The organism is Streptomyces sp. NPDC005775 (assembly GCF_042871565.1).
Lineage (GTDB): Bacteria > Actinomycetota > Actinomycetes > Streptomycetales > Streptomycetaceae > Streptomyces.
This window is the reverse complement of the sequence record NZ_JBIAIU010000008.1, coordinates 151,534-164,486: the sequence shown is the minus strand read 5'-3', so window position 1 is coordinate 164,486 and position 12,953 is coordinate 151,534. Positions and strand designations below refer to the sequence as shown.

General features: G+C 71.8%; 9 protein-coding genes. 7 read left to right on the top strand and 2 right to left on the bottom strand.

Annotated elements, in window-relative coordinates:
* Window positions 1–6: 6 nt before the first annotated feature.
* The 3 genes from ACFYPA_RS20300 to ACFYPA_RS20290 all read left to right on the top strand — a co-directional run bounded on the left by ACFYPA_RS20300 (window position 7) and on the right by ACFYPA_RS20290 (window position 4,511).
* Entirely contained in the window at window positions 7–1,632 is a 1,626-nt protein-coding gene (locus ACFYPA_RS20300) for an MFS transporter (protein WP_359083697.1), read from the top strand.
* Window positions 1,633–1,881: 249 nt separating this feature from the next.
* Window positions 1,882–3,264, top strand: a complete 1,383-nt coding sequence (locus ACFYPA_RS20295; RefSeq protein WP_389133313.1) for a KamA family radical SAM protein — start codon at window positions 1,882–1,884, stop codon at window positions 3,262–3,264.
* Window positions 3,261–4,511: a pyridoxal phosphate-dependent aminotransferase gene (locus ACFYPA_RS20290; RefSeq protein WP_389133310.1), complete on the top strand. Its 1,251-nt coding sequence runs from the start codon at window positions 3,261–3,263 to the stop codon at window positions 4,509–4,511. The genes ACFYPA_RS20295 and ACFYPA_RS20290 overlap by 4 nt, the downstream gene beginning before the upstream one ends.
* Window positions 4,512–4,570: 59 nt before the next feature.
* On the opposite strand, the gene ACFYPA_RS20285 is transcribed toward ACFYPA_RS20290, so the two are convergent.
* Window positions 4,571–4,840, bottom strand: a complete 270-nt coding sequence (locus ACFYPA_RS20285; protein WP_359083700.1) for a phosphopantetheine-binding protein — start codon at window positions 4,838–4,840, stop codon at window positions 4,571–4,573.
* A 73-nt stretch (window positions 4,841–4,913) separates the two neighbouring features.
* On the opposite strand from ACFYPA_RS20285, the gene ACFYPA_RS20280 reads away from it, so the two are divergent.
* Window positions 4,914–6,509 carry an AMP-binding protein gene (locus ACFYPA_RS20280; protein ID WP_389133307.1) on the top strand — a complete coding sequence of 532 codons (1,596 nt, stop codon included), beginning with the start codon at window positions 4,914–4,916 and terminating at the stop codon, window positions 6,507–6,509.
* A 62-nt stretch (window positions 6,510–6,571) separates the two neighbouring features.
* Window positions 6,572–8,167 carry a PQQ-binding-like beta-propeller repeat protein gene (locus tag ACFYPA_RS20275; RefSeq protein ID WP_359083702.1) on the top strand — a complete coding sequence of 532 codons (1,596 nt, stop codon included), beginning with the start codon at window positions 6,572–6,574 and terminating at the stop codon, window positions 8,165–8,167.
* 75 nt (window positions 8,168–8,242) lie between these two features.
* Here the strand turns inward: ACFYPA_RS20275 and ACFYPA_RS20270 are convergent, their stop codons facing one another.
* On the bottom strand, window positions 8,243–9,208 hold the full coding sequence (locus ACFYPA_RS20270; RefSeq protein WP_359083703.1) for an ACP S-malonyltransferase: 966 nt from the start codon (window positions 9,206–9,208) through the stop codon (window positions 8,243–8,245).
* A gap of 153 nt (window positions 9,209–9,361) precedes the next feature.
* Here ACFYPA_RS20270 and ACFYPA_RS20265 point away from each other — a divergent pair, with 153 nt between their 5' ends.
* A complete protein-coding gene (locus ACFYPA_RS20265; RefSeq protein ID WP_359083704.1) occupies window positions 9,362–11,176 on the top strand; it encodes a fatty acyl-AMP ligase in 1,815 nt (604 codons plus the stop codon).
* The gene (locus tag ACFYPA_RS20260) at window positions 11,173–12,939 is read left to right on the top strand and encodes an acyl-CoA dehydrogenase (RefSeq protein ID WP_359083705.1); all 1,767 of its coding nucleotides are present in this window, start codon (window positions 11,173–11,175) and stop codon (window positions 12,937–12,939) included. The genes ACFYPA_RS20265 and ACFYPA_RS20260 overlap by 4 nt, the downstream gene beginning before the upstream one ends.
* The last annotated feature ends 14 nt before the right edge of the window (window positions 12,940–12,953 follow it).

Below are 12,953 nucleotides of genomic sequence, written 5' to 3'. Positions count from 1 at the left end.
GCTCCCATGACCAGCTCCCAGAGCGAGAACGGCACTTCAGGAACGGAGCCCCGAGCGGGCCGCAAGGAGTGGATCGCCCTCGGCGTCCTGCTCCTGCCCGTGCTGCTCGTCTCGATGGACCTGACCGTCCTCTACTTCGCGATCCCTTCCATCAGCGAGGACCTCAGGCCGTCCGGGAACCAGCAGCTGTGGATGATCGACATCTACGGCTTCGTCCTGGCCGGGGTGCTGCTCACGATGGGCGCGCTCGGCGACCGCATCGGCCGCCGCAAGCTGCTGCTGATCGGTGCCGTGGTCTTCGGCGGCGGCTCCCTGCTCGCCGCCTACGCCTCCAGCCCCGAGATGGTGATCAGCGCCCGGGCGTTCCAGGGCATCGGCGGCGCGACCCTGATGCCCTCCACGCTCGCCCTCATCCGGAACCTGTTCCGTGACCAGACCCAGCGCCGTACCGCCATCGCCGTCTGGTCCACCGGCATGGCCGCCGGTGCCGCGCTGGGCCCGGTCGTCAGCGGCGCCCTGCTGGCCGGCTTCTGGTGGGGTTCGGTCTTCCTCATCAACGTGCCCGTGATGCTGCTCCTGCTGGTCGCGGCGCCGTTCCTGCTGCCGGAGTTCAAGGACGCCGCCGCCGGGAAGTTCGACCTGGTGAGCGCCGCGCTGTCGCTCGCCGTCATCCTGCCGGTCGTCTACGGCTTCAAGAAGATCGCCGCGGACGGCTTCTCCGTCGTCAACGTCGTCGCCATCGTGGTCGGACTCGCGCTCGTGCCGGTGTTCCTGCGGCGCCAGCGCACCAGCAGCGACCCGATGGTCGACATCTCCCTGTTCCGCAACAAGGCCTTCGGCGCCTCGGTGACCGTCAACCTGCTGGCCTGCTTCACCCTGGTCGGATACTCGCTCTTCTCCACCCAGTACATGCAGTCGGTCCTCGGGATGAGCGCCCTCAAGTCCGCGCTGTGGACGATTCCCGGCACCCTCGCCGTGGGCGCCGTCGTGCCGCTCGCCACCGTCCTCGTCCGGACCGTCCGGCCGGCCGTCATCATCGCCAGCGGGTTCGGCCTCGCCACGGTCGCCCTGCTGATGCTCACCCAGGTCCCGGAGAAGGACGGCCTGGTGCTGATCCTGATCGGCATCATCGCGCTCGCCGTCGGTCTCACCCCGGTCCTCACTCTGGTCACCGAACTCGTCGTCGGGCAGGTGCCGCCGGAGCGCGCCGGCACCGCCTCCGCCCTGCTCCAGACCTGCCAGGAGCTCGGCGGCGCCCTCGGGGTCGCCGTCCTCGGCTCCATCGGCTCCGCCGCCTACCGCAACAGCGACGAGCTGGACGCCCCGGCCGGGGTGCCCGCCGACGCGCTGGACCAGGCGCGGGAGACCATCGGCGGCGCGCTGGCCGCGGCCGGAAAGCTGCCGGGCGACGCGTCCTCGGCTCTGGTCGACGCGGCCCGTGCGGCGTTCACCACCGAGGTGCACGTCGCGTCGGTTGCCGGTGCCGTGGTGATGGCCGGTGCGGCCGTGGTCGCCCTGATCGGACTGCGCTCCGTCCAGCACGACAACGCCACGGCCCCCGAGCCGGCGCCGGAAGCCGGTGTGAAGGCCTCGAACGGCACCGCCCGGGAGCCCGGTACCGGCATCGCGTAAGCGGTCCCGGTACACCCGGTACGCCCGGTACGCCCGGCCCCGCCGGGCCCACGGACAGCCGCCCAGGAGCCGCATCCCCCGCCGCTCCTGGGCGGCTTCACCATGTCCGCGCCCCTGGGGGCGCGGGGCCGTCCTAAGGGTAGGGCTGGGGTCGGTTCTGGGGTCCGGTGGCCGATTCCCGTCCCTAGCATCGCATCGTGTTCGAGCACACGCTCGAACTGCTGGGCACCAGGCTGGAGGAATATCCGCATGTCCCTGCTGGCAACCGATTCGGCCGAGGCAGCACGGTTCCGCGCCTTCGGACCACGGCAACTCGATGAGATCGCCGCCCGCCACGGCCTGCCCGCCGACATACGGGAGACCGTCCGGCTCGTGTCGATGGTGCTGCCCTTCCGGGTCAACGAGTACGTCCTGTCGCAACTCATCGACTGGGACCGCATCCCTGACGACCCGATGTTCCAACTCGTCTTTCCCCAAAGGGGGATGCTCACCGAACAGAACGAACGGGATCTGGCGGACCTCTCCGCGGACCCGGCGGCCAAGGTGGCCCTGCGCGCCCTCGTGCAGCAGATACGGGGCCGGCTCAACCCGCACCCCTCCGGGCAGAAGGAACTCAACGTCCCCACCCGGGCGGGCGCGGAGATCCCCGGCCTCCAGCACAAGTACCGCGAGACGGTCCTGTACTTCCCGAGCCAGGGCCAGACCTGCCACGCGTACTGCACCTACTGCTTCCGCTGGGCCCAGTTCGTCGGTGACGCCGAACTGCGTTTCGCCGCCCCCGACCCGCGCGGGCTCATCTCCTACCTGGAGGCCCACCCCGACGCGGGCGACGTGCTCGTCACCGGCGGCGACCCGATGGTGATGACCACCGAGCGGCTGCGCACCCACCTGGAGCCGCTGCTGTCCCTGGACAGCGTGCGGACCATCAGGATCGGTACGAAGTCCGTCGCGTACTGGCCGCAGCGCTACGTCACCGACCCCGACGCGGACGACGCCCTGCGGCTGTTCGAGAAGGTCATCGCCTCCGGGCGGAACCTCGCCGTGATGGCTCACTTCAGCCACCCCCGCGAGCTGGAGACGGACCTCGCGCGGCGGGCGATCGCCCGCATCCGGTCCACCGGTGCCCTGGTCTACTGCCAGGCCCCGCTGATCGCCAAGGTCAACGACAACCCGGACGTGTGGAGCCGGATGTGGCGGGCCGAGCTCGCGGCCGGCGCCGTGCCGTACTACATGTTCGTGGAGCGCGACACCGGCCCGTACGACTACTTCCGGGTGCCGCTCGCCAGGGCTGCGGAGATCTACCGGGACGCCTACAGCACCCTGCCCGGCCTGGCCCGCACGGTCCGCGGCCCGGTGATGTCCGCGACCCCCGGCAAGGTGGCCGTGGACGGGGTCATCGAGAAGCCCGAGGGCCGCTTCTTCCAGCTGCGCATGCTGCAGGCCCGCGACCCCTCGCTCGTCGGCCGCCCCTTCCTCGCGCACTACGACGCCGACGCCGCCTGGCTGGACGAGCTGCGCTTCGACCGTTCGGTGCCCACCGACATCGCCCGCGCCATCGCCGGCCCGGCCTGGTCGGACGGACCCGAACTCTTCGGCACGAGGGCCGCGGCAGCGGTGGGGAGCCAGGCATGAGCGACATGAGGATGTCCCCGAACCTGGCGCTCAACCAGCTGGTGGCGCAGCGGCAGGCCGCCGGTGAGCCCCTGATCCACCTCGGGTTCGGCGAGTCACGGCTCCCCGCCTTCGCCCCGCTCGTGGAACGCCTGGCCGCGGGCGCGCGCCGCAACGCCTATGGCCCGGTGGCCGGTTCGCCCGGGGTGCGGGCCGCGGCCGCGGGCTACTTCGGCCGCCGGCGCCTGCCCACCGACCCGGAGCAGATCGTGGTGGCCCCGGGCAGCAAGCCGCTGCTCATGGCCATCAACCACGCGGTGCCGGGTGATGTGCTGCTGCCCCGCCCGGCGTGGAACACGTACGCGCCGCAGGCCCGGCTGGCGGGCAAGCACCCGATCGCCGTCCCGATCCCCGAGGAGTGCGGCGGGGTGCCGGACCCGGACGTGCTGCGGGAGTGCGTACGGGCGGCCCGGGCGCTGGGCCACGATCCGCGCATCATGGTGCTGACCCTCCCGGACAACCCGACCGGGACCCTCGCTCCGCCCGCGATGATCCGTGAGTTGTGCGCGATCGCCGAGGAGGAGGGCCTGCTGATCGTCTCGGACGAGATCTACCGGGACGTCATGCACGATCCGGCCGCCGACTACCTCAGCCCCGCGGAGGTGGCCCCGGGAATCACGGTGGTCGCCACCGGCCTCAGCAAGAGCCTGGCCGTGGGCGGCTGGCGCATCGGGGTGGCCCGCTTCCCCGAGGGGCCGTGGGGCGACTGGATCCGCAGCGGCGTGCTCTCCGTGGCCAGCGAGGTCTGGTCGACCCTGGCGGGGCCGATGCAGGAGGTGGCCGAGTACGCCTTCGGCGAGCCCGAGGAGATCAGGGACCGGCTGCGTGCCAGCGCCCGGCTGCACGGGGCCGTCGCACGCGACGTCCACCGCATCGTCGTCGAGGCCGGAGCCCGCTGCCGGCCGCCCACCGGGGGCTTCTACGTGTACCCCGACTTCGAGCCGGTCCGCGAGGAGCTCGGCAAGCACGAGGTGGACGACTCGGCGTCACTGGCGCGGCGGATGCTGGACCTGGGGGTCGTCGTCCTGGCCGGGCACCTGCTCGGTGACGAGCCCGGGGCCCTTCGGTTCAAGTGCGCCACCAGCATGCTGTACGGCGAGAGCGCGGAGCAGCAGGAAAGGGCGCTGGCCGCCGAGGATCCGCTTTCTCTGCCCCATGTCCGGTCCGTGCTGGACCGGATCGAGGAGAGTTTTCTGCAACTCCTGTAAAAGGAGCGGCCCGACTCGGATGTGACATCCGTGTCGGGCCGGGCGGTGGGTCCGCTTTCTCACGCGGTGGATTCCGTCTTGGTTATCAGTGTATTCCAGAGGATGTCCGGGCTGGCGAAATTCTCCAGCTTCAGCGCATCATCCAGGAAGCGCACCGAATAGGCGCCCTCCAGGGCTGCGAGCAGCTCGATCGTGCCCATCGAGTCCAGTCCCAGTTCCTTGAGAGGGGAATGGTCGGCAAGCTTTTCGCCGGGTGAGAGATAGGGCAGGAACGGGCGGATGACGTCCTCGAAGGCTTCGTCCCAGGTGTGATTCGTGAGTTCTGGCATAAGGGAATGATGGGGGCGGCCGTCGATGGCTGTCAATGTGTCCTGTGAATGTGCCGGGAAATGAGGAGCGGAAATGGAATCAATGGCGCCAGAGGCGCTGCACGCACGTTTCCTGCGCGGCCTGGAGAAATCGCCGCACGGGGTGGCGGTGCGGGTGGGCGGGGAGACCGTCGACTACACGACGGCCCATGAGACGGCCCTGTCCTGGGCGGGCGCACTGCTGGCCGCCCCCGGCGGCCCCCCGGAGGCCGTCGGCATCCTGACGGGCCGCAGCCCGATCGCGTACGTCGCCATCCTGGCGAGCCTGTACGCGGGACTGCCCGCGGTGCCCGTCCCGGCCGACTTCCCGTCCGGCAAGATCGTGTCGATGCTCGGCGCGGCCCGGGTCTCCGCCCTGGTCGTGGACGAGGAGGGCGCGGCCCTGCTCGCCGGGGGCATGGGAGCGGAGCTCGGGGGCCTCCCGGTCCTCGCGCCCCACCTCGACGCCGCCGGTGCGCGGGAGCTGGCCGGCTCCACCCGGCTGCCGGCGCTGGCGGCCGGTCCGGACACCGCGCTGCGCGCGCCGCGGTCCGTCGCACCCGAGGACGTGGCGTACGTCCTGTTCACCTCGGGATCCACCGGCCGCCCCAAGGGTGTCCGGCTCACCCACGGCAACATGGCGCACTACTTCGCCCTGATGGACGACTGGTACGACTTCACCGCGGCGGACGTCTTCTCCCAGGCGGCCAACCTCAACTGGGACTCGGCGGTGTCGGACCTGTGGTGTGCCTGGGCGGCCGGGGCCCCGCTCGTCTCCGTCCCCCCGCACGCGTACCGCGACCTGCCCGGCTTCGTGGCCGGGCACGGCATCACCGTGTGGTTCTCGGCGCCGAGCGTGATCTCGCTGTCCCGCCGCACCGGCCGGCTGCTGCCCGGCCGGATGCCCTCGCTGCGCTGGACGTTCTTCGGCGGCGAGGCCCTCCAGTTCGACGACACCGACGCGTGGCAGCAGGCGGCTCCGGACTCGGCGGTGATCAACGTCTACGGGCCGACCGAGATGACCATCACCACGCACCGGCACCGCTGGTCGCCCGAGGAGTCGACCCGGCTCGGCGTGAACGGGGTGGTCCCGCTCGGTCTGCTCCATGACGGCCATGCGGAGCTGCTGCTCGATGAACTCGGTGAGCCCTCGGCCGACGAGGGCGAACTGTGGCTGTCCGGGCCGCAGTTGTCGGACGGCTACCTCGACCCGGAGGACGGCCGGGGCAAGTACCTGGAGCAGGACGGCGTGCGCTGGTACCGCACGGGCGACCGGGTCCGCCGCCTTCCCGGCGGGGAGCTCGTCTATCTGGGCCGCATGGACTCCCAGGTGCAGGTGCAGGGCTACCGCGTCGAACTCGCCGAGGTGGAACACGCGTTGCGCGCCGCCTCCCCGGTCGGCGGGGCCGTCGTGGTCGGCGTGCCGGTGGCCAACAGCACCGAACTGGTCGCCTTCTACCTCGGTGAGCGGCGCACCCCGCAGGAGTTCGTCCGCGATCTGTCCCCCGTGCTGCCCGCCCAGCTGATCCCCCGCCACTACCACCGGCTGGACGAGTTCCCCCTCAACACCAACAAGAAGACCGACCGGCTGGCGCTCACCGCGCTCGCGGCCGAACGGCACGGCACCCGGGTGCCGGTGCCTGTCCCATGAACCGCCTCGCACCGCGTCCGTCGTTCCATCCGTCGTCCACGTCCTCAGGAGGACAGTCAGACATGTACACAAGACCCTGGTCCCTGCGGAAGACGGTCCGCAGGTTCACGCTGCTCGCCGTCATCGCGCTGGCGGCCACGCTGGGCACCGCCCCGGTCAACGCCTCCGCGCCCCGGCCCCAGTGGCCGACCGGCGGTCACGACCTGAGCAACAGCCGCTCCGCCTCCCAGGAGCGGACGATCACCAAGGACAACGCGAACCGGCTGAAGGCCAAGTGGACGTACGCCACCCACGGTGACGTGTCGGCGACCCCGGCCGTGGTCGGCGGCGCCGTCTACTTCCCCGACTGGGGCGGCTACCTGCACAAGGTGAACGCCGCGACCGGCCGCCCGATCTGGTCGCGCAAGGTCTCCGAGTACACCGGCGACGCCGATTCCGTCTCCCGGTCCAGCCCCACGGTGGTGGACGGCAAGGTCTACATAGCCGACTGGACCAAGGCCGTCCTGATGTCGGTCGACGCGAGGAACGGCGACCTGGTGTGGGCGCGCGAGATCGACACCCAGTACAAGGCGGTCCTGACGCAGTCGCCGGTCGTGCACGACGGCGTGATCTACCAGGGCGTCTCCTCCCGTGAGTCCGAGGGCGCACTCGACCCCGCGTACCCCTGCTGCACCTTCCGCGGCAGTGTGAACGCCATCTCCGCGGCCACCGGCAAGGTGCTGTGGCGCCAGTTCACGACTCCGGACAACGGAGGCACGACCGGCGGTTACAGCGGCGTCGCCGTCTGGGGCACCCCGGCCCTGGACCCGTCGACGAACACGGTGTACTTCACCACGGGCAACAACTACACCGTCCCGAAGGCGGTCTCCGACTGCCAGACGGCCGGCGGCACCCCCGCCGAGTGCTACGCGTCCGACAACTACGTGGACACCGTGCTGGCGCTCGACATGAGGACCGGCCGGATCAAGTGGAACACCGGGGCCAAGCGCTTCGACGCCTGGAACACCGGCTGCCTGCCCGGCTTCCCGCCGAACAACTGCCCGCCGAACCCGGGTTACGACTACGACTTCGGTGACGGCGCGCACCTGTTCACCATCAAGGGCCCGGACGGCTGCCCCCGCAAGGTGATCGGCGCGGGTGAGAAGAGCGGCGAGTACTGGCTGATGGACGCCTCCACCGGAGAGGTGATCTGGAGCGCGGCGGCCGGCCCCGGCGGCCACGTCGGCGGCATCGAGTGGGGCACGGCCAACGACAACCGGCGGATCTACATCGCCGAGGCCAACTTCAACAGGCTGCCCTACCAGCTGGCCGACGGCACGACCACGACCCGCAGCTCCTTCGCGGCGCTCGACCCGCAGACCGGCAAGATCCTGTGGCAGGTCGCCGACCGTACGGACGGACTCGCCTGGGGCGCCCTGACCGCCGCGAACGGCGTCGTCTTCGGGGGCTCGACCAGCGGTCACATGTACGCGCTCGACGCGGCGACCGGCGACTACCTGTGGGACTTCACCGCGCCGTACTCCTCGAACGCGGGGCCCGCGGTCGTCGACGGCACCGTCTACTGGGGCAACGGGTACGCCCGCTTCTCCGCCGGTGCCGGAACCACCGGCAGCAGCACCGAGGGCACGTTCTACGCCTTCACCGTGGACGGCCGGTAGGACCGGCGGCGGGAGGTGGCCGGCGCTTTTCAGGGGCGCCGGCCACCTCCCGCCGTTGTGCGTTGCCGGGGGCCGTCAGACGGCCACGGGCAGCCGTCGCCGTACCGGGCGCATCGCCGAAGCGGGTGTCACCGGCACCACCTCGAAGGCCCGGGTGGTGCACGCGACCCGGGTGAACAGACCGTCGGCGCCCGCCACGTACAGCCGGCCGACCCCCGCCTCCCGGAGCGTGGCGACCACCGAGGGCCACCGCACCGTACGGACGAAGCCGTCCAGCAGCATCTCGCGCACGCCCGCGCCGGTGGTCACGACGCGGCCGTCCTGGTCGGCGACGACCGGCAGCCGCGGGTCGGACCAGGTGAGCCCGTCGAGGACCTCCTCGGCGACCCGGTCGCGCAGCCCGCCGAAGAGGTGCGAGTGCATGGGCGGCTTCATCGTGTACATCGCCATTCCGCCCAGCGACCTGATCCTGCGCTGGAGCCAGTCCAGTACCGACTCGTGCACGGTGAGCATGGTGAAGTCGTGGTCGACGACGCAGGAGATGTCGCTCCACTCACCCCGCTCCTCCAGCTCCCCGCGCAGCTCCTCGATCCTGTCCTGCGGCACCCGGGCGATCGACTGCGTCACCAGGGCGGGGTGCTCCCGGGTGAAGTAGTCCTCCATGGTGTCGGCCAGGCGGGCGGTCATCGTCACGGCGTCGGCGAAGTCGAGCACCCCGGCGTGGACGGCGGCGGCGCGGGCGCCGAAGCTCGGCCCCGTCACCCAGGCCGGCTGTATCCCCAGCCGCTCGCCGGCCCAGCGCGCCAGGGCGAGGCAGTTCACCACGAAGGAGATCTGCCCGTAGGCGGAGTAGTCGCCGTCGGCCTCCCGGTAGCGGTCGGCCAGCCGGTACCCCAGGGTCTCGTCGGCGATCGCGAACAGCTCGCGCGCGTACGGGTTGACCAGCATGAATCGGGCGACCTCGGAGAAGGCCGTCGGCTGCATCCCGGGAAAGACGAGCGCCGTGCCCGGCGCGCTCCCGGTTTCGGTGTGAGTGTTCATGGTCCGAGCCTCGCTCCGGTCGCGGCCCGCGAGCACCCCTGTCGCCCCCTGACCGCAGGGCCGCGCAAGCGAACCTTAAGGGCGATTGCGGAGGATCGGCGGGAACGAGGGCCGCACCATCCACGGGCCCGCAGATGCGAGGGGATGCCGCGGATGTCAGAGTCACGCTTCGCCACCTTCACCGAACTGCTCCGCGCCCGGACGGCCGAACTCGCCGACGAGGACGTGCACATCTTCCTCCGCGACACCGCCGGCGGAACTGTGGCCGAGCACCTCACGTACGGAGAGCTCGACCGGGAGGCCAGACGGATCGCGGCCTGCCTCCAGGAGTACGGGGCGGCCGGGCAGCCCGTGCTGCTCGCGTACGCCTCGACGGTGGAGTTCCTCAAGGCCTTCGCCGGCTGCCTGTACGCGGGCGCCGTCGCGGTCCCCGTCCCGCTGCCTGGCGAGGCCGGCCGCGACAAGCGGCTCAACCGCACCACCGCCGTCCTCAAGGACACCGGCGCGGAGGTCGTGCTCACCGAGACCGACGCCGCGCCCGAGGTCGCGCTGTGGCTCGCCCGCAACTCCCGCTCCGGGGCCGCCTGCCTGGTCACCGACGTCTCCGACATCGGTGACCCCGAGGCGTGGCAGCCCGTCACCGCGCGCCCCGACGACCTCGTCTTCCTCCAGTACACCTCCGGCTCGGTCTCCGAACCGCGCGGGGTGACGGTCTCGCACCGCAACCTCCTCGCCAACCAGGCCACCCTGCACACGCTGCTGGGCACCACTCGCGAGGACGTCTTCGGGAGCTGGCTGCCCTACTTCCACGACATGGGTCTGGTCGCCCACCTGCTCCACCCGGTCTACCTCGGCAGCCACAGCGTCCAGGTCACCCCGCTGTCCTTCGTGAAGCGTCCGCTGCGCTGGCTCCAGGCCATCGACGAGTACGGCGTCACCGTCGGCGGCGGCCCCAACTTCTGCTACGACCTGTGCGTGCACCGCGTCAAGGACGAGCAGATAGCCGCTCTCGACCTGTCCCGCTGGCGCCTCGCCCTCAACGGGGCGGAGCCGGTGCGCGCCGAGAGCCTCGACGCGTTCGCCGAGCGCTTCGCACCCGCCGGGTTCCGCCCCGAGGCGCTGCGCCCCTGCTACGGACTGGCCGAGGCCACCCTGGTCGTCTCCGGCGGCGTTCCCGGCACCCCGCACGTGCGCAAGGTGTTCGACAGGACGGAGCTGGAGTACGACCGGGTCGCCGGCGCCGCGGGGCCCGAGGACCGTCACCGGACCCTCATCGGCTGCGGCACCCCCGTGGACATGGAGGTGCGCATCGTCGACCCGCTGACCCACCACGAGATGGGCCCCGGCGTGGTCGGTGAGATCTGGCTGCGGGGCTACAGCATCGCCCGCGGCTACTGGCGGCGTCCCACCGAGACCGTACGGACCTTCCGGGCCAGCCTCAACGACGAGGAGAGCAACTTCCTGCGCACCGGCGACCTGGGCATGCTGGTGGACGGTGAGCTGTTCGTCACCGGGCGGCTCAAGGAAGTCATCATCATCAACGGCCGCAACGTGTACCCGCAGGACGTCGAATGGGCGGCGCGCAGCGTCAGCCCCGCCCTGACGTTCGGCGCGGGCGCCGCGTTCTCCGTGGACGCCGGCCGCGAGCACCTCGTCCTCGTCCAGGAGGTGCGCGGGGTCGCCGGCACCGAGCTGCGGACGGTCGCGCAGAAGATCCAGGCCCTGATCGGCCAGGAGTTCGAGATCCCGGCCGGCAACGTCCTGCTCGTGCGCCCCGGCGCCGTCCGCCGCACCAGCAGCGGCAAGGTCCAGCGCACCCTGATGCGCAAGCTCTTCCTCGACGGTGTGGTGCGCGGCGAGTACGAGGTGCTCACCCCCGACGTGTGGGCACTGGCCCGTGCCGAGGACGTGCTGTTCGGAGGCGACCTGCTGCGGCCGGAAGGAGCCGACGGAGGAAGGCGGTGGTGACCACCCTGCCCGTCGAGCGGCCGGAGGCCACCGCGGCCGCCGCGCTGCGGCGTGAGAGCGCCGTCCGGGCCCGCGTCGCCGGCCTGGAGGCCCTGCTCGGCGACCCGTCGGACCCGGCCAACCCGGCCGGCTACACCGCGCTGCTCGAAGCCGACCGGGCGGCGGTGCCCTTCGCCGAAGGGGAGGCGCTGCTCGATGAGTTCGGCATCGCCGACGAGTACGTACCGCAGGAGCTCGGCGGCCGGCTCGACGCGATGGACACCCTGGTCAGGGTCATGCGCCCGGTCATGCGCCGGGACGTGGGCCTGGCCATCGGGCACGGCATGACCACCTTCATGGCCGCGTCCGACGTGTGGGCGGCGGGCAGCCCCCGGCAGCGGGACTGGATGGCGGATCTGCTGCGCAAGGGCGGCAGGGCGGCGATCGCGCAGCACGAGACCGCCCACAGCAACGACTACGTACGCAGTCAGGTCACCGCCCGCCGCAGCTCCGGCGGCTATCTGATCAGTGGCGGCAAGCCGTTGGTCAACAACCTGGAACGGGCCGGTGCGCTGGTCCTGTTCTGCCGTACGGACCCGGCGCCCGGCAGCCGCAGCCACTCGGTCCTGCTGCTGGAGCCCGGGCAGCTGGGCGACGCCCGCGCGGCCGTGACCGCCCGAAGGACCCCCGTCGGGCTCCGCGGCTGCCGGTTCGCCGGGGTGGAGTTCGACGACTGTCCGGTGCCCCGGTCCGCACTGCTGGGATCCGAGGGCAGCGGCATCGAGACCGCGCTGCGTTCCTTCCAGATCAGCCGCACGGTGATCGCCGCGACCGCCGTCGCGGCCCTCGACACCAGCCTGCGCACCGCCGTCCGCATCGACCGGGAACAGTCCGGCGGCTGGCAGGCGCGCGGCACCGACGGCAGCCGCACCGGCGCGGCCCTCACCCACGCCTTCGTCGACCTGCTGCTCTACGACAGCCTCGCGGTGGTCGCCACCCGCGCCCTGCACCTGCTGCCCGCCGAGACGAGCGTCTACTCGTCGGCGCTCAAGTACCTGCTGCCCCGGGTGCTCACCGAGTCGATGTACGACCTGTCCATCGTGCTGGGCTCGGACTTCTACACCCGCGAGGGCACCCTCGGCATCTTCCAGAAACACGTCAGGGACGTGCCGGTGCTCAGTCTCGGCCACGCCGGGACCGTCGCCTGCCAGGCCACCGTCATCCCGCAGATGCCCCGGCTGGCCCGGGGCTCCTGGTTCGTCGAGGACGAGGCGCCCGCCGCCCTGTTCCGGCTGGACGGGGACCTGCCGCCGATGCGCGGCGACCGGCTCGCCCTCGCCTGCGGACGCGACTCGCTGAGCGCGACGATGCTCGCCGTCGCCGCCGGCATCCGCGGCCCGGGCCCCGTGGAGCGCGCCCTGCGCACGCTCGCCGGGCTGCTCGTCGAGGAGTTCCGTGACGTCCGGGCCAGGGTGCTGAGGCTGGAGGCCGCCGGTCCCGCCTCCCGGGCGCAGCCCGCCAGGTTCGCCCTCATGGACCGGTACACGCTGCTGCTGGCCGGGGCCGCCGTGCTCGGCGTGTGGGACCAGGGCCGCTACGGCCGCGACCCCTTCCTCGCCGACCCGTCCTGGGCCGCCGCCGCGCTGCACCGGATCTGCCGGCGGCTCGGCACCCGCGTCGCCGACCTCCCGGCGGAGTGCGGGACGCGGATCCGGCACGAGGTCCAGCTCCGCTTCTCCACCCGGACCAGCTACGACCTCTACTCGACCCCGATCCCGGGTTGACCGAAGGAGTCCCG